This window comes from Streptomyces sp. NPDC044704, from assembly GCF_056433525.1.
In genome coordinates this window covers 25,571-43,058 of record NZ_JBWKGY010000025.1, presented here as the reverse complement: position 1 = coordinate 43,058, position 17,488 = coordinate 25,571, and the positions used below count along the sequence as shown (strand labels likewise).

10 protein-coding genes are annotated in these 17,488 nt (G+C 71.9%); 4 read left to right on the top strand and 6 right to left on the bottom strand.

Going from position 1 to position 17,488, the window contains the following annotated elements; translation table 11 throughout:
* The first annotated feature begins 16 nt into the window (after positions 1-16).
* Together cobN and AC07B0_RS35935 are read left to right on the top strand one after the other, a co-directional pair.
* The gene (cobN, locus tag AC07B0_RS35940; protein ID WP_478866045.1) at positions 17-3,634 is read left to right on the top strand and encodes a cobaltochelatase subunit CobN; all 3,618 of its coding nucleotides are present in this window, start codon (positions 17-19) and stop codon (positions 3,632-3,634) included.
* A gap of 291 nt (positions 3,635-3,925) precedes the next feature.
* A complete protein-coding gene (locus AC07B0_RS35935) occupies positions 3,926-6,142 on the top strand; it encodes a terpene synthase family protein (RefSeq protein WP_478900069.1) in 2,217 nt (738 codons plus the stop codon).
* 61 nt (positions 6,143-6,203) lie between these two features.
* Here AC07B0_RS35935 and AC07B0_RS35930 read toward each other — a convergent pair whose 3' ends face one another.
* The 6 genes from AC07B0_RS35930 to AC07B0_RS35905 form a co-directional block, all read right to left on the bottom strand.
* Positions 6,204-7,439: a GNAT family N-acetyltransferase gene (locus AC07B0_RS35930; protein ID WP_356881894.1), complete on the bottom strand. Its 1,236-nt coding sequence runs from the start codon at positions 7,437-7,439 to the stop codon at positions 6,204-6,206.
* A gap of 218 nt (positions 7,440-7,657) precedes the next feature.
* On the bottom strand, positions 7,658-8,821 hold the full coding sequence (locus AC07B0_RS35925) for an XdhC family protein (RefSeq protein WP_478900068.1): 1,164 nt from the start codon (positions 8,819-8,821) through the stop codon (positions 7,658-7,660).
* Positions 8,822-8,898: 77 nt separating this feature from the next.
* On the bottom strand, positions 8,899-10,362 hold the full coding sequence (locus AC07B0_RS35920; protein ID WP_356881890.1) for an NCS2 family permease: 1,464 nt from the start codon (positions 10,360-10,362) through the stop codon (positions 8,899-8,901).
* A gap of 324 nt (positions 10,363-10,686) precedes the next feature.
* Positions 10,687-13,089, bottom strand: coding sequence for a xanthine dehydrogenase subunit D (gene pucD / locus AC07B0_RS35915; protein ID WP_356883658.1), 2,403 nt, complete (start codon positions 13,087-13,089; stop codon positions 10,687-10,689).
* Positions 13,090-13,091: 2 nt separating this feature from the next.
* Positions 13,092-13,697 (bottom strand): (2Fe-2S)-binding protein, encoded by a 606-nt coding sequence (locus AC07B0_RS35910; protein WP_356883656.1) that lies wholly within the window; start codon positions 13,695-13,697, stop codon positions 13,092-13,094.
* A gap of 2 nt (positions 13,698-13,699) precedes the next feature.
* A complete protein-coding gene (locus AC07B0_RS35905) occupies positions 13,700-14,593 on the bottom strand; it encodes an FAD binding domain-containing protein (RefSeq protein WP_356883654.1) in 894 nt (297 codons plus the stop codon).
* A gap of 254 nt (positions 14,594-14,847) precedes the next feature.
* Between AC07B0_RS35905 and AC07B0_RS35900 the strand changes: the two genes are divergently transcribed.
* Both AC07B0_RS35900 and AC07B0_RS35895 read left to right on the top strand, forming a co-directional pair.
* The gene (locus AC07B0_RS35900; RefSeq protein WP_356883652.1) at positions 14,848-16,524 is read left to right on the top strand and encodes a PucR family transcriptional regulator; all 1,677 of its coding nucleotides are present in this window, start codon (positions 14,848-14,850) and stop codon (positions 16,522-16,524) included.
* A gap of 203 nt (positions 16,525-16,727) precedes the next feature.
* Positions 16,728-17,486 (top strand): hypothetical protein, encoded by a 759-nt coding sequence (locus tag AC07B0_RS35895; RefSeq protein WP_469382991.1) that lies wholly within the window; start codon positions 16,728-16,730, stop codon positions 17,484-17,486.
* Positions 17,487-17,488: the final 2 nt, after the last annotated feature.

Here is a 17,488-nt window from a genome sequence, read left to right as displayed (position 1 = left end):
GAAGGCCTGCCGCCGCATGATCCTGCTGCTGTCGACGTCCGACACCGATCTGCTCAGCGCCCGCGCGTCGAACACGGCGGACGGCCCCGTCCCGTACCGGTTCGCGAACCCCTCCCGCCTTCCCCTCGACGACCTCCCCGGCCTCCTCGACGGCGTCGACCTGGTCGTCGTGCGCCTCCTCGGCGGCCTCCGCGCCTGGCAGGAGGGCCTCGACCTGCTGCTGGCCCCCGGCCAGACCCGCCCGGTGGTCGTCCTGACCGGCGAACAGGCCCCCGACGCGCAGCTGATGGAGGCCTCGACCGTCCCCATCGGCATCGCCGCCGAAGCCCACGGCTACCTCGCGCACGGCGGCCCCGCCAACCTCGACCAGCTGGCCCGGTTCCTCTCCGACACGGTCCTGCTGACCGGCCACGGCTTCGAGCCGCCCGCCGCCTCCCCGACCTGGGGCCCCCTGGAGCGCACGCCGGGGCGGACCGCCGGCCCGCTCGTCGCGGTGCTGTACTACCGCGCCCACCAGATGAGCGGCAACACCGCGTTCGTGCACGCCCTGTGCGAGGCCGTCGAGGCCCACGACGCGCAGGTGCTGCCCCTGTACGTCTCCTCCCTGCGCACCCCCGAGCCGGAGCTGATCGCCGCGCTGTCCGCCGCCGACGCGGTGGTCACGACCGTCCTCGCGGCGGGCGGCACCCGCCCGGCCACCGCCTCCGCGGGCGGCGACGACGAGTCCTGGGACGCGGGCGCGCTCGCCTCGCTCGGCGTGCCGATCCTCCAGGCCCTGTGCCTGACCGGCTCCCGCGGCACGTGGGAGGAGAACGACGAGGGCCTGTCCCCCCTCGACGCCGCGACGCAGGTCGCCGTCCCCGAGTTCGACGGCCGTCTGATCACCGTCCCGTTCTCCTTCAAGGAGATCGACGAGGACGGCCTGCCCGCCTACGTCGCGGACCCCGAGCGGGCCGCCCGCGTGGCCGGGATCGCCGTGCGTCACGCCCGGCTGCGGCACATCGACCGCCGCGACAAGAAGATCGCGCTCGTGCTGTCCGCGTACCCGACGAAGCACTCCCGCATCGGCAACGCGGTCGGCCTGGACACCCCGGCCAGCGCCGTCGAGCTGCTGCGCACCCTGATCGCGGGCGGCTACGACTTCGGCCCCGCCGACGAGATCCCGGGGCTGGTCTCGGGTGACGGCGACGAGTTGATCCGCGCGCTGATCGAGGCCGGCGGCCACGACCAGGACTGGCTGACGGAGGAGCAGCTGGCCCGCAACCCGGTCCGCATCCCGGCCGCCGACTACCGGCGCTGGTTCGCCGAGCTCCCCGCCGAGCTGCGCGAGAGCGTGGAGCAGCACTGGGGCGAGGCCCCCGGCAACATGTTCGTGGACCGTTCCGCGAACCCGGAGGGCGACATCGTCCTCGCCGCCCTGCGCCGCGGGAACCTCCTCGTCCTCATCCAGCCGCCGCGCGGCTTCGGCGAGAACCCGATCGCGATCTACCACGACCCGGACCTGCCGCCCTCGCACCACTACCTGGCGGCGTACCGCTGGATCCAGGCGCGTGCGCAGGACGGCGGCTTCGGCGCCGACGCGATGATCCACCTGGGCAAGCACGGCAACCTCGAATGGCTGCCGGGCAAGAACGCCGGCCTGTCCGCGTCCTGCGCCCCCGACGCCGCGCTCGGTGACCTCCCGCTCATCTACCCGTTCCTGGTCAACGACCCGGGCGAGGGCACGCAGGCCAAGCGGCGCGTGCACGCCACGCTGGTCGACCACCTGGTGCCGCCGATGGCCCGCGCGGAGTCGTACGGCGACATCGCGCGCCTGGAGCAGCACCTCGACGAGTACGCGCAGATCTCGGCGATGGACCCCTCCAAGCTCCCGGCGATCCGCGCCCAGATCTGGACCCTGATCCAGGCCGCGAAGCTCGACCACGACCTCGGCCTCGAAGAGCGCCCGGACGACGACGGCTTCGACGACTTCCTGCTCCACGTCGACGGCTGGCTGTGCGAGGTCAAGGACGCCCAGATCCGCGACGGCCTGCACGTCCTCGGCGGCGCGCCCACCGGTGAGGCCCGCGTCAACCTGGTCCTCGCGATCCTGCGCGCCCGGCAGATCTGGGGCGGTACGACGGCCCTGCCCGGCCTGCGCGAGGCGCTGGGCCTGGACGAGTCGGCGGCGACGCGCACCTCGGCGGACGCCGTCGAGGAGCAGGCCCGCGCGCTGGTCCAGGCGATGGAGGACGCGCACTGGTCCCTCGACGCGGTGGCCGCGGTCGCGGCGGGCCACGCGCAGGCCGTCGCCGACGTCCTGTCGTTCGCGGCGCGCGAGGTCGTCCCGCGCCTGGCGGGCACGACGGACGAGATCGCGCACGTGGTGGCCGCGCTGGACGGCGCCTTCGTCCCGGCCGGCCCGTCGGGCTCGCCGCTGCGCGGTCTGGTCAACGTGCTGCCGACCGGCCGGAACTTCTACTCGGTGGACCCGAAGGCCGTACCGTCGCGCCTCGCGTGGGAAACGGGCCAGGCGCTGGCCGAGTCGCTGCTGAACCGCTACCGCACCGACAACGGTGAATGGCCGGCGTCCGTCGGCCTGTCGCTGTGGGGCACGAGCGCGATGCGGACGGCGGGCGACGACATCGCCGAGGCGCTGTCCCTGCTGGGCGTCCGCCCGGTGTGGGACGAGGCCTCGCGCCGGGTCACCGGAATCGAGGCGGTGCCGCTCGCCGAGCTGGGCCGTCCCCGCATCGACGTGACGCTGCGCATCTCGGGGTTCTTCCGTGACGCGTTCCCGCACGTGATCGGCCTCCTGGACGACGCGGTGCGTCTCGCGGCCTCCCTGGACGAGCCCGCGGAGTCGAACTTCGTGCGCGCCCACGCCCAGGCGGACCTGGCCGAGCACGGTGACGAGCGGCGCGCGACGACGCGTATCTTCGGCTCGCGCCCGGGCACGTACGGGGCCGGCATCCTGCAGCTGATCGACTCCCGCGACTGGCGTACGGACGCCGACCTCGCGGAGGTATACACGGTGTGGGGCGGTTACGCGTACGGCCGCGGCCTGGAGGGCCGTCCGGCCCGCACCGAAATGGAGACCGCCTACAAGCGGATCACGGTCGCGGCGAAGAACACGGACACCCGCGAGCACGACATCGCGGACTCGGACGACTACTTCCAGTACCACGGCGGCATGGTGGCCACCGTCCGCGCGCTGCGCGGCACGGCCCCGGAGGCGTACATCGGCGACTCCACCCGCCCGGAGACCGTGAAGACCCGGACCCTGGTCGAGGAGACCAGCCGCGTCTTCCGTGCCCGCGTGGTGAACCCGAAGTGGATCGAGGCGATGCGCCGCCACGGCTACAAGGGCGCCTTCGAGCTCGCGGCGACGGTCGACTACCTGTTCGGCTACGACGCCACGACCGGGGTCGTCGCCGACTGGATGTACGACAAGCTGACGGAGACGTACGTCCTGGACCCGGAGAACCGCGCCTTCCTGGAGGAGGCCAACCCGTGGGCCCTGCACGGCATCGCGGAACGCCTCCTCGAAGCGGAGTCCCGCGGCATGTGGGAGAAGCCGGACCCGCAGATCCTCGAATCCCTGCGCCAGGTCTACCTGGACACGGAGGGCAACCTGGAGGGTGAGGCGGAGTAGCGCCGCACGCCCGGGGCCCGGTTTCCACGACGGAGGCCGTCCCCCCGCCCGATGACCGGGCGGGGGGACGGCCTCTTCGCGTCCCGCCTCCCGGAGGCGGGACGAAGGCGCGCCCCGCGGGCCGCCCCTCGTATCCCCCTTCGGGCCGCGCCGCCGCGGAAAGAGCCGTGCGTCACCTGAAGCGGTGAACTCCCCCTTATCCCACGGGCACCAGGGGTAGGGCAGTGCTGATCTCGTGCGGGGGGCCGGGTCCGCCGTCCCCCCAGCCATGGACGAAAGGCCGACCCCGTCGTGACGCAGCCGTTTCAACTGCCGGATTTCTATGTGCCTTATCCGGCGCGACTGAACCCCCACCTGGAGGACGCCAGGGTCCACACCAAGCGCTGGGCGCGCGACTTCGGGATGCTGGAGGGCTCCGGCGTCTGGGAGGAGAAGGACCTCGACTCGCACGACTACGCCCTGCTCTGCTCCTACACCCACCCCGACTGCGACGGCGAGGCGCTGGCGCTGGTCACCGACTGGTACGTGTGGGTCTTCTTCTTCGACGACCACTTCCTGGAGATGTACAAGCGCTCCCAGGACCGCGTCGGCGCCAAGGCCTACCTGGACCGGCTCGCCGCCTTCATGCCGATGGACCTGGCCGACGGCTTCCCCGAGGCGACCAACCCCGTCGAGGCGGGGCTCGCCGACCTGTGGGCCCGTACCGTCCCGGCCATGTCGATGGACTGGCGGGAACGGTTCTCCTTGTCGACGAAGAACCTCCTCGACGAGTCGATGTGGGAACTGGCCAACATCGACATCGGCCGGGTGGCGAACCCCCTCGAATACATCGAGATGCGGCGCAAGGTGGGCGGCGCCCCCTGGTCGGCCGGCCTGGTCGAGTACGTCTCCGCCGAGGTGCCGGCCCGCGTCGCGCACTCGCGGCCGCTGGGCGTGCTGCGCGACGCCTTCTCCGACGCCGTGCACATCAGGAACGACATCTTCTCCTACCAGCGCGAGGTCGCCGACGAGGGCGAACTCTCCAACGCCATCCTGGTGTTGGAGACCTTCCTCGGCTGCACCACCCAGGAGGCCGCCGAGGCCTCCAACGACCTGCTCACCTCCCGCCTCCAGCAGTTCGAGCAGACCGCCCTCGCCGAGCTCCCCCAGCTCTTCGCCGACCATGCGATGGGCCCGGCCGAGATCGCCGCCGTCCTCGCCTACACCAAGGGGCTCCAGGACTGGCAGTCGGGCGGCCACGAGTGGCACATGGTCTCCAGCCGCTACATGAACGAGGAGGCCCGGCGCACCACCCCGCTCACCCTGCCCTTCCTCCCCTCGGGCCTCGGCACCACCGCCCTCGACCTGGGAGCGCTGTTCACCCGCCGCTCGATGGAGCTGCGCGGGCGCTCCTTCACCCACGTCCCCTTCGAGCCCACCGGCCCGTCCGTGATCCCGGACGTCTACATGCCGTTCCGGCTCTCCCTGAGCCCCCACCTCGACCACGCCCGCGAGGGTTCGGTGGCCTGGGCCCGCGCCATGGGCCTGCTGGACCCCCAGCCCGGCGATCCCGGCTCCGCGATCTGGAACGAGGACAAGCTCCGCGGTTACGACTTCGCGCTCTGCTCCGCCGGCATCGACCCCGACGCCACCCCCGAGGCGCTGCTGCTGAACGCGTGCTGGCTCACCTGGGGGACGTACGGGGACGACTACTACCCGGTGGTGTTCGCCCAGTCCAAGAACCTCCCGGCGGCGCAGGCGACCACCGCCCGCCTCGTGTCGATGATCCCGGTCGACCACGCCGAACAGCCCGTGCCGGCCACGGCGATGGAACGATCCCTCGCCGACCTGTGGGTGCGCACCAGTGAGGGAATGGCACCGGCGGTCCGCGCCGAGTTCCGCGCGACCCTGGTGAGCATGCTGGAGAGCTGGGTGTGGGAGATGGAGAACCTGATCCGCAACCGGGTCCCGGACCCGGTGGACTACGCGGAGATGCGCCGCCACACCTTCGGCTCGCACCTCACGATGTACCTGTGCCGGCTGGGGCAGGCGGGCCGGGGCATCCCCGACGAGATCTACGCCTCCGGGACCATCAGATCGCTGGAGAACGCGGCGGCCGACGCCGCCTGCTTGATCAACGACGTCTTCTCCTACCAGAAGGAGGTGGAGGTCGAGGGCGAGGTCCACAACTACATCCTCGTCACCCGGAACTTCTTCGACATCGGCTATCCGGAGGCGCTGCGGATCTGCCACGCGCTGATGACGCAGCGCACGGAGGAGTTCGAGCACATCGTGGCGACGCAGCTGCCGCTGCTGTACGACGACTGGAAACTGGACGCCGGCGCCCGGGCCGGTCTCGACGCGTACGTCGGCGAGCTCCAGGACTGGCTGGCCGGGATCCTCAACTGGCACGAGAAGTGCCGCCGTTACCGCGCGGAGGACCTGCACCGGCTGGGCGACGGGCTGTCCACGGGCGTCTTGAGCCCCGGGTTCGGCATGTCGGCGGCCAGGATCTCGCTGCCCGCCTGACCGCGGTACGGGTCCCCGGGCGGCGGGGACGGACCGCTCGCCCGCCCCCGCCGCCCGGGGCTCAGAACTCGTCGGCCGTGTGCGGCAGCGGCTCGGTGCGCAGGGCCGCGTCCAGGGCGGCCGCCGCGCCGGGCGTCCGCTCGTCGACCAGTCCGGCGGCCACCAGCTCGGTCGTCCGGGTCCCGCCGAGGTAGCAGGCGGCCAGCTCCCGTACGTCGAGGACCAGGTCCGGGTCCGCCCGGGCCGGCTCGTACGTCGCCCCGTCCGGGCCGGCCTTGAGCCGGAACCGCCCCGCGTTCGCGGGCCTGCGCACGTCGGCCAGGTCCAGCACGAGTTCCACGGGTGCCGCCCAGTCCCGCGCGGTCAGCGCCGCCCGTACGTCGACCAGGCGCAGCCAGAGCGCCGGGAACTGGGCGGTGACCTTGACCTGGTCCCGGTCGGCGGCGAAGTGCAGGAGCGGGTCGTCGGCCGGCCGGCCCCAGGCGCGCACCCGGCCGGTCAGGTCGAGGGAGCTGACGCAGTCCCACAGGGCGGCGGCCACGGCCGGGGTGTCGGCCTCCAGTTCGTCGACGCGCACCAGGCCCGGGCTGCGGCCGGGGCCGGCGGTGTCGTCCTCCGGCTTGGTGCGGAACAGGACGTAGCCGGCGACGGGTTCGCCCGGATCACCGAGGACGATGATCCGGGGCGGGCCCAACTCCTCGTCCTCCTCGTCCTGTTCGCAGAGCCACTCCTCGGCCCAGCGTTCCGGGCTGCGGCTCGGCCGGCCGGCCCGGACCGCGCGGGCGGCCTCGTGGCGGGGGCCGATCACGGCGAGGGCGTCGGCCGGGTCCACGAGGCGCAGGGGGCGGGGGTCGGGTGTGATGCGCAGGGCCAGGGGCCTGCTGGAGTCGATCTCGATGGTGACGCCCTGGGTGGCGGCGCCGTAGCCGAAGCGGCCGTAGATGGCGGCCTCTGAGGCCCAGAGCGCGGCGAGGGGGCTGCGGGCCGCCGCGGCGCGGCGCAGTTGTTCGTCCATGAGGGCGGTAAGGACGCCCCGGCGGCGGTGGGTGGGCGCGACGGACACGAAGGTGAGGCCGGGACAGCCGAGGTCGCCGCCGGGGACCGAGAGCCGGAAGTGGTGCGCGGCCATGAAACCGACCAGCGCGTCACCGTCGTAGGCGCCGATGCGCGAGCAGCGGCCGAGGAGGGCGCGGTGCCGTGCGCGTCCTTCGGACTCCGGGCGGTCGTGGAAGACCAGGTAGGCGAGCTCCTGGGCGCGGTCGATGTCGGCCTCGGGTACCTCGCGGATGTCCACCATGATCCGGAGACTAATCGGTCATCGGGGACCGGTCACCCCTTAATGGCCGGATCTGTGGATGTGACCGGTTTTCGGCGCATCCGGCCCGTCCCGGGAGCCGGTGGGAACGGCGGAAGGGCACGACCCGCGGGGGTCGTGCCCTGGGACCCGGCGCCGGACCGGCCGGCGCTCCGGGTCTCGCTGTCAGGTCCCGCTCCAGCTCCGCTTCAGGTCTCGCTTCAGGCGACGGAACCGATCCTGCCGATCACGGAGTTCGAGGTGTCGCGGTGGATCGGGATGCGCGCGCCGGTGAGGGCCGCCCCGGTGCCGCCGCGGCGGTTCGCGACGATCTCGGCGGCGATGGACAGCGCGGTCTCCTCCGGGGAGCGGGCGCCGAGGTCCAGGCCGATCGGGGAGCGCAGCCGGGCCAGTTCGAGCTCGGTCACGCCGACCTCGCGGAGCCGCTTGTTGCGGTCCTCGTGGGTGCGGCGGGAGCCCATGGCGCCGACGTAGGCGACGGGGAGCTTGAGGGCCAGTTCGAGGAGCGGGACGTCGAACTTGGCGTCGTGGGTGAGGACGCACAGGACGGTGCGGCCGTCGAGGGAGCCCGCTTCGGCCTGGGCCTCCAGGTAGCGGTGCGGCCAGTCGACGACGATCGTGTCCGCTTCGGGGAAACGGTTCTTCGTGGCGAACACGGGCCGGGCGTCGCAGAGGGTCACGTGGTAGCCGAGGAACTTGCCGATCCGCACCAGGGCGGAGGCGAAGTCGATGGCGCCGAAGACGACCATCCGCGGGGGCGGGACGCTGGACTCGACGAGCACCTTGAGCGGCTCCCCGCAGAGCCGTCCGTCCGCGCCGATCTCCAGCACGCCGGTCCGGCCGGCGTCCAGCATGGCGCGGGCCTCCTCGGCGAGGGTGCGGTCCAGTTCGGGGTGTCCCCCGAAGCCGCCCTCGTAGGAGCCGTCGGCGCGGACGGTGACGGCGCGGCCCATCAGCTCGGCGGGGCCTTCGGCGATCCGGGCCACCGCGGCCGCCTCGCCGCGGGCGGCGGCGGCCAGCGCGGTCGCCAGCACCTGGCGCAGGGGGGAGCCGACGGGTACCGGGGTGACCAGGATGTCGATGATGCCGCCGCAGGTCAGGCCCACGGCGAAGGCATCGTCGTCGCTGTACCCGAAGCGCTCCTGGACGGTCTCGCCGTCTTCGAGCGCCTGCTGGCACAGCTCGTACACCGCGCCCTCCACGCATCCACCGGAAACCGAGCCGATCGCCGTGCCCTCGCCGTCGACGGCGAGCGCGGCTCCGGGCTGCCGGGGCGCGCTCCCGCCGACCGCCACGACCGTGGCGACGGCGAAGTCACGTCCCTGCTCGACCCACCGGTTCAGTTCTTCGGCGATGTCCAGCATGTGCGGCCTCCTCGGAGGGGTTCGGTTTCCAGTATCTGATACGTGGAGGGAACGGTTCTCGTACGTTCCGGGTCGGGTCAGTGGACCCCGAGCCAGCCCTCGATCGGGTTGAGGGCGAAGAACACCAGGAAGATGCCGGTCAGCGCCCACATGAAGGCACCGATCTCGCGGGCCTTGCCCTGCGCGACCTTGATGGCCACGTAGGAGATGACACCCGCGGCGACACCGGCGGTGATCTGGTACGTGAACGGCATGATCACGACGGTCAGGAAGACCGGGATCGCGGTCGCGCTGTCGGACCAGTCCACGTGGCGGGCGTTCTGCATCATCATCGCGCCGATGACGACCAGGGCGGCGGAGGCGACCTCGCCGGGGACGACCTGCGTGATCGGGGTGAAGAAGAGGCACGCCGCGAAGAAGAGGCCGGTGACGACGGAGGCGAGGCCCGTGCGGGCACCCTCGCCGACGCCGGTGGCGGACTCGACGAACACGGTCTGGCCGGAGCCGCCCGCGACACCACCGATGGCGCCACCGGCGCCGTCGATGAACAGGGCCTTGGACAGGCCCGGCATGCGGCCCTTGTCGTCGGCGAGCTTGGCCTCGGTGCCGACGCCGATGATGGTGGCCATCGCGTCGAAGAAGCCGGCGAGCACCAGGGTGAAGACGATCATGCCGATCGTCATGACGCCGACGTCGCCCCAGCCGCCGAACTCGACCTTGCCGAAGAGCGAGAAGTCCGGCATGGAGACCGCGGAGCCCGCGAGCTCCGGCGGGCCGTTCTTCCAGGCCTTCGGGTCGATGTCGACGATCGCGTTCAGGATCGCGGCGAGGACGGTGCCGCCGACGATGCCGATCAGGATCGCGCCGGGGACCTTGCGGGCCTGCAGCATGAAGATGGCGAGCAGGGTGACGCAGAAGAGCAGGACGGGCCAGCCGGCGAGCTCACCGACCGCGCCGAGCTGGACCGGGGGGCCGAACTCGGGACCGCGGCCCACGAAGCCGGCCTTCACGAGGCCGATGAGGGCCACGAAGAGGCCGATGCCCATGGTGATCGCGTGCTTGAGCGCGAGGGGGATCGCGTTCATGATCATCTCTCGGAGGCCGGTGACGACCAGGAGACAGATCACGACGCCGTACATCACGCACATGCCCATGGCCTGCGGCCACGTCATCTGCGGTGCCACCTGCGAGGCCAGCACGCCGGACACGGAGAGACCGGCGGCGAGCGCGAGCGGCACCTTGCCGACGAAGCCCATGAGCAGCGTGGTCAGGGCCGCCGCGAAGGCGGTGGCCGTGATCAGGGCCGCGGGGGCCATGGTGTTTCCGGCGACGTCCTTGCCGGAGAGGATCAGGGGGTTGAGCAGCAGGATGTACGCCATGGCCATGAAGGTCGTGATACCGCCACGAACTTCGTTGCCGACGTTGGATCCTCTGTGCGTTATGTGGAAATACCGGTCGAGCCAAGAACGCCCGGCGGGGTTCAGAGAGCCGTCGCCGGCCTCCTCCGCACTGGTCTTGGGCTCCACTGATGACTGGGTCATGGTGCCTAACTCCCAAGGTTCAAAGGGGCACCCGCATAAAGATTGGAGACACGGGATTTGGGAAACTGCGTTTGGCTGCACGACCCGGGGTGACGGCCCGAGGCGACGCGAATGTTCACTGCGTGTACTGCGGGTAGTGCGGGGGTGACCGCTGGTACTACGTGGGGGTTTCTGCAGGGGTACTGCCAGGTGCGAGGACCGCGAGCGGTGCGGTACTTCGTGCTCCGGGCGGTGCGACCGAAAGTGTGACGTTCCCTGTCGCACCGCCCGGAAATCCGGGGGAAGTGGGGTCCGGGGGCCTCGCGGCCCCCGGACCACGCCGTCCTAGAGGGTGCCGGTGAGGGCTTCCGGACGGATCGGCGTCTTGTTGATGTCCAGACCGGTCGCCTGCCGGATCGCCGCGATGACGGCCGGGGTGGACGAGAGGGTCGGCGCCTCGCCCATGCCGCGCAGGCCGTACGGGGCCTTCGGGTCGGCGAGCTCCAGGACGTCGACCGGGATGGTCGGGGTGTCGAGGATGGTCGGGATCAGGTAGTCCGTGAAGGAGGGGTTGCGCACCTTCGCGGTCTTCGGGTCCACGATGATCTCTTCCATGATCGCCACGCCGAGGCCCTGGGTGGTACCACCCTGGATCTGGCCGACCACGGAGAGCATGTTCAGCGCCTTGCCGACGTCCTGGGCGGTCGCCAGCTCGACGACCTTGACCAGGCCGAGCTCGGTGTCCACCTCGACGACCGCGCGGTGCGCGGCGAACGTGTACTGGACGTGACCGTTGCCCTGGCCGGTGACCAGGTCGAAGGGGACCGTCGGGTGGTGGCGGTACTCGAGTTCGAGGTCGATGGCCTCGCCCTCCAGGATGTCGGCGATGTCCGCGAGGACCTCGCCGCCGTCGGTGACGACCTTTCCGCCTTCGAGCAGCAGCTCGGCGGTGGCCCACGCCGGGTGGTACGAGCCGTTCTTGCGGCGGCCGATCTCCAGCAGGGCCTCGCGGACGGCCTCACAGGTGTTCTTCACGGCGCCACCGGTCATGTACGTCTGCCGCGAGGCGGACGTGGAACCGGCGGAGCCGACCTGCGTGTCGGCCGGGTGGATGGTCACCTGCGTGACGCCCAGCTCGGTACGGGCGATCTGCGCGTGGACGGTGATGCCGCCCTGGCCGACCTCCGCCATGGCCGTGTGGACCATCGCGACGGGCTCGCCGTTGATGACCTCGAGCCGTACGCGGGCGGTCGAGTAGTCGTCGAATCCCTCGGAGAAGCCGACGTTCTTGATGCCGACCGCGTAGCCGACGCCGCGGACGACGCCCTCGCCGTGGGTGGTGTTCGACAGGCCACCGGGCAGCGCGCGGACGTCCGCGCCCTCGCCGGCGGTCTCCCACTGGCGCTCGGGCGGCAGCGGGCGGGCCTTGACCCGGCGCAGCAGCTCGGCGACGGGCGCCGGGGCGTCCACGACCTGGCCGGTCGGCATGACCGTGCCCATCTCCATGGCGTTCAGCTGACGGAACTCGACCGGGTCCATGCCCAGCTTCGCCGCGAGCTTGTCCATCTGGGCCTCGTACGCGAAGCAGGCCTGGACGGCGCCGAAGCCGCGCATCGCGCCGCAGGGCGGGTTGTTCGTGTAGAGCGCGATCGCCTCGATGTCCACGTCCTCCAGGACGTAGGGACCCACCGAGAGCGAGGAGGCGTTGCCCACGACCGCCGGGGAAGCGGACGCGTACGCGCCGCCGTCCAGGACGATCTTGCACTTCATGTGCGTGAGCTTGCCGTCCTTGGTGGCGCCGTGCTCGTAGTAGAGCTTCGCCGGGTGGCGGTGCACGTGGCCGAAGAAGGACTCGAAGCGGTTGTAGACGATCTTGACCGGCTTGTTCGTGGCCAGGGCCAGGAGGCAGGCGTGGATCTGCATCGAGATGTCCTCGCGGCCGCCGAAGGCGCCGCCGACGCCCGAGAGCGTCATGCGGACCTTCTCCGGCGGGAGGCCGAGGACCGGGGCGATCTGCTGGAGGTCCGAGTGCAGCCACTGGGTGGCGACGTACAGCTCGACGCCGCCGTCCTCGGAGGGCACGGCCAGACCGGACTCCGGGCCGAGGAAGGCCTGGTCCTGCATGCCGAAGGTGTACTCGCCCTCGACGATGACGTCGGCGCGCTTGCGGGCCTCTTCCACGTTGCCGCGGATGATCGGCTGCCGGTGCACGATGTTCGGGTGCGGGACGTGACCGATGTGGTGGTCGTCGCGGCCCTCGTGGATCAGCGGCGCGTCGGGGGCGAGGGCAGAGGCCTCGTCCGTGACGAGCGGCAGCTCACGGTAGTCGATCTTGATCTTGGCGGCCGCGCGGCGGGCGGTCTCCGGGTGGTCCGCGGCCACGAGGGCCACCGGCTCACCGTGGTGGCGCACCCGGCCGTTGGCGAGCACCGGGGTGTCCTGGATCTCCAGGCCGTAGTTCTTCATCTCGGCCGGCAGGTCGTCGTACGTCAGCACCGAGTACACGCCGGGCATGGCGAGCGCCTCGGAGATGTCGATGGAGACGATCTCGGCGTGGGCGACGGTGCTGCGCAGGGTCTGGCCCCACAGCATGTCCTCGTGCCACATGTCCGAGGAGTACGCGAACTCGCCGGTGACCTTGAGGGTGCCGTCCGGGCGGAGCACGGACTCGCCGATGCCGCCCTTCTGGTGCTTCTGGCTGACGTTCGTAGGAGCGCCTGCGGGCACGGTGCGGGTGTTCTGAGCCATGGTCAGACCGCCTCTCCCTGACGGGCGGCCGCGAGGCGGACCGCGTCGAGGATCTTCTCGTAGCCCGTGCAGCGGCAGAGGTTGCCGGACAGGGCCTCACGGATGTCCTGGTCGGACGGGTCGGAGTTCTCCTCCAGCAGCGCGTCCGCCTGGACGAGCAGACCCGGGGTGCAGAAGCCGCACTGGACGGCGCCGGCGTCGATGAACGCCTGCTGGATGGTGGAGAGCTCGACGCCCTCACCGGTCTGGGAGTCACCGGGCTTGGCGGCCCAGCGCTTGGCCTCGTCGGTGGTGACGCCCTTGCTGCCGCAGCCGCCGCCGGTGCCGCAGGCACCGCCGTGGCCGTGCTCCTCGCGCTGCTTGGCGAAGTCCGCCAGGCCCTCGACGGTCACGACGTCACGGCCCTCGACCTGACCGGCCGCGACCAGACAGGAACAGACCGGCACGCCGTCGAGACGGACGGTGCAGGAACCGCACTCGCCCTGCTCGCACGCGTTCTTCGAACCCGGGAGGCCGAGGCGCTCGCGCAGGACGTAGAGGAGGGATTCGCCCTCCCACACGTCGTCGGCTTCCTGCTGACGTCCGTTGACAGTGAAATTGACGCGCATGGTTACGCAGCCCCTTCAAGCGAGCGGCCGGTGGTGCCGCGGTACTGCTCCCACGTCCAGACGAGCTGGCGGCGAGCCATGATGCCTACCGCGTGGCGGCGGTACTTCGCCGTGCCGCGGACGTCGTCGATCGGGTTGGCCGCGCCGGAGGCGAGCTCACCGAACTGCTTGGCGATCGACGGGGTGATGACCTTGCCCGACTCCCAGAAGCCGCCCTCTTCGAGCGCGGCGTTCAGGAACTCCTCGGCGGCCTTCGCCCGGATCGGGGTCGGCGCGGCCGAACCGATGCCGGTGCGGACCGTGCGCGAGTCCGGGTGCAGCGCCAGACCGAAGGCGCACACCGCGATGACCATCGCGTTGCGGGAGCCGACCTTCGAGTACTGCTGCGGGCCGGACGCGTTCTTGATGTGAACGGTCTTGATGAGCTCGTCGGGAGCCAGCGCGTTGCGCTTCACGCCCGTGTAGAACTCGTCGATCGGGATGAGCCGCGCGCCGCGGACCGACTCGACCTCGACCTCGGCGCCGGCGGCGAGGAGGGCGGGGTGGGAGTCACCGGCGGGCGAGGCGCAGCCGAGGTTGCCCCCGACGCCGCCGCGGTTGCGGATCTGCGGGGACGCGACCGTGTGCGAGGCGAGCGCGAGACCCGGCAGCGTGCCGCGCAGGTTCTCCATGATCTGGGTGTACGGGACGGAGGCGCCCAGCTTGGTGACCTCCTCGCCTACCTCCCACTCCCGCAGCAGACCGATGCGGTTGAGGTCGAGGAGGTACTCCGGACGGCGGTGGTCGAAATTGATCTCGACCATGATGTCGGTGCCACCCGCAATCGGCACAGCTGTGGGGTACTCGGCCTTAGCGGCGAGCGCCTCCTCCCAGCTGGCGGGGCGAAGGAAGTCCATGTGCGGCTCTCTTCTTCTTCATCGTGTCGTTCACTTCAAGCCAGGAGGCCGAAGGGCCCTCGACTGGTCGTTCACGTGCTGTTAACGCGGTGTGGAGCCAGTACACAAGCCACGCGTCCCCCGGGTGCAGTCACCGAAACCATGAAGGAGTTGGCTGACGGCCTCCCTCGTCTTGTAGATTCGTATGAAAGGCAGGATGCGACGACCTGCCCGATTTCCAACGGCAACATTCGAGACAGATCGGCGGCGACATCATGCGGCTGCGCGCACTGCTGGAAACCGAGGCACTGGGGCTGCGGCTGCTGGGCGGCGAGGACGAACTCGACCGGACGGTCCGCGGGGTCATGACGACCGACCTGAGGGATCCCAGCCGATACCTCTCCGGAGGAGAACTCGTCCTCACCGGCCTGGCATGGCGAAGAAATTCAGCCGACTCCGAGCCGTTCGTACGAATCCTCGCGAGCGCGGGCGTCGCCGGCCTCGCGGCGGGCGAGGCGGAGCTGGGGGACATCCCCGACGATCTCGTTTCAGCCTGTCGGCGCAACCGGCTCCCGCTGTTCGCGGTGAACGAGGACGTTGCATTCGCCACCATCACGGAGTACGTGGTGCGGCAGGTCTCCGGGGAGCGCGCGGGCGATCTCGCGGCCGTCGTGGACCGCCACCGCCGGCTGATGACATCGGGCCCGGCGGGGGGCGGACCCGACGTGGTGCTGGATCTGCTCACCACGGACCTCGATCTCCGGGCCTGGGTGCTCTCGCCCACCGGCCGGCAGATCGCCGGCGCGGGCGAGCCGCTGGCTCCGGGCGTCTGCGCGGCACTGGCGAGCGAGCACCTCGCGGCGGTCCGGACCGGCCGCAGGGGCCCGCACCGGATGTCCATCCAGGGTATTACCTACTCCCTGTTCCCGATCAGGGGACACGGCCGGGGCCCGGGCCCCGCCGTCCGTGACGTGCGCGAGAGCGTCCTCTCGGACTGGCTGCTGGCCGTCGAGGCGGACGCGGGCGACTGGCCCGCCGAGCGGCTCGACCTGCTCCAGGGCGTCACCCAGCTGATCGCCGTCGAGCGGGACCGCCGCGACGCGGCCCGTACGGTGCGCCGCAGGCTGGCCCAGGAGGTGCTGGAGCTGGTCCAGACGGGCGCAGCGCCCGCCGAGATCGCGGCCCGCCTGCGGGTCGCGGCCCCGGTGCTGCTGCCCGGGCTGGGCGGCGCCCCGCACTGGCAGGTCGTGGTGGCGCGGGTGGACTGGGACGGCGGGGACATCCCCGGCGGCCCGGTGGCCCAGTCGCTGCTGGAGGAGATCCTGGTCGACCCGTCGATGGCGGGGCCGGAACCCTCCGACCGGATCGCGGTGGCCCATGCGGGTGACGAGGCCATCGCGCTCGTGCCGCTGCCCTCGCTCTCCGGGGAGGCCGGGGAGGACAAGGGCCCCGACTCCGCGTTGCACGCCGACGCGCTGCTGGCGGCCGTACGGGAGCCCCTGGCGGCCGGTCTGGCCGACGACGGGCGGCTCACGCTGGGCGTCAGCGCGGCCGTGCACTCCGCCGAGGGGCTGCGCGGGGCGCTGGAGGAGGCCAGGCACGCCCGCCGGGTCGCCGCGGCCCGCCCGGGCCGGGTCTGCGCCGCGGGCCACCATGAGCTGGCCTCGCACGTCCTGCTGCTGCCGTTCGTCCCGGACGACGTGCGCCGGGCCTTCACGGCCCGCCTGCTGGACCCGCTGCGGGACTACGACCGGCGCCACCGGGCGGAGCTCATCCCGACGCTGGAGGCCTTCCTGGACTGCGACGGCTCCTGGACCCGCTGCGCGACCCGGCTGCACCTGCACGTCAACACGCTGCGCTACCGGGTCGGGCGAATCGAGCAGCTGACGGCGCGGGACCTGTCCCGGCTGGAGGACAAGCTCGACTTCTTCCTCGCACTGCGGATGAGCTGACGAAAGGCCGCGCCGCCCCTCCCCGGCGGGCGGCGCGCGGCGACGGCCGGGCGGGCGGGGCCCGCTGACGCGCCGTCCGGACTTTGTGAAAGAGTTCACCCGACCCCTTGGCCGATGTAGCCGATCCGTGCTCTCATTTCGCCCCAGGGCTCAACGACGTGCTGCTTGGTTGCTTCGGGGAGGGCAATGTGGCGGATACCGCCATGTCCGGTGCGGGATCAACGGGGGGCGACGACCCCCTCCAGCGGGCGATATGGCGGCTGCGTTCGCGCGGCTGTTGGACTGACGCGGCGGCCCTGTTGACGCCGCACGCGCACGACGCCGGCGCCGCCGTGCAGCGCACCGCGCTGCTCGTGGAGCGGTGCCTGTTCACCGGCCAGGGCTGGGCGGAGGCGGAGGACGCGCTCCGCGTCGCGGAGGCCGTGGCCCGGGACGACGACGAGCGGGGCGCGGCCGCGTGCGAGCGGGGCCAGCTGGCGTACGCCGCCACCGTGCTCGGCGTCCGCGACCGGGCCGACGAGGCGCGCTCCGCGCTCGGCCGCGCGGCGGCGTTGCTGTCCCCGGGGTCCCGGACCCGGCCCCTGCTGGACTTCCGCCGGGGGCTGGTCGCCGAGCACCTGGCGGACTCCCCGCAAGCGGCCCTGCCGGCCTACCGGCGCGCCCACGCGGGCGCGGTCGCCCACGAGGACACCCTGCTGCTGTCCTTCACCTGGCGGCACCTGGCCGCGCTGGCCCTGCGGGACGGCGAGGTCGCCGAGGCCCGCAAGGGCTTCGCGGAGTCCCTGCGGATCCGGGAGGAGCTGGGCTTCCTGGTCGGCACGGCCCCCGCTCTGGCGGCCCTGGCCGAGGCCGAACCCGAGCCCGAGGCCGCCCGGCTGCGCGCGGAGGCCCGCCGCCTGTTCCACCTGCTGGGCGGGATCCCGACCTGGCTCGCCGACCAGCTGCACCCCTCGCCGGCCTGAGC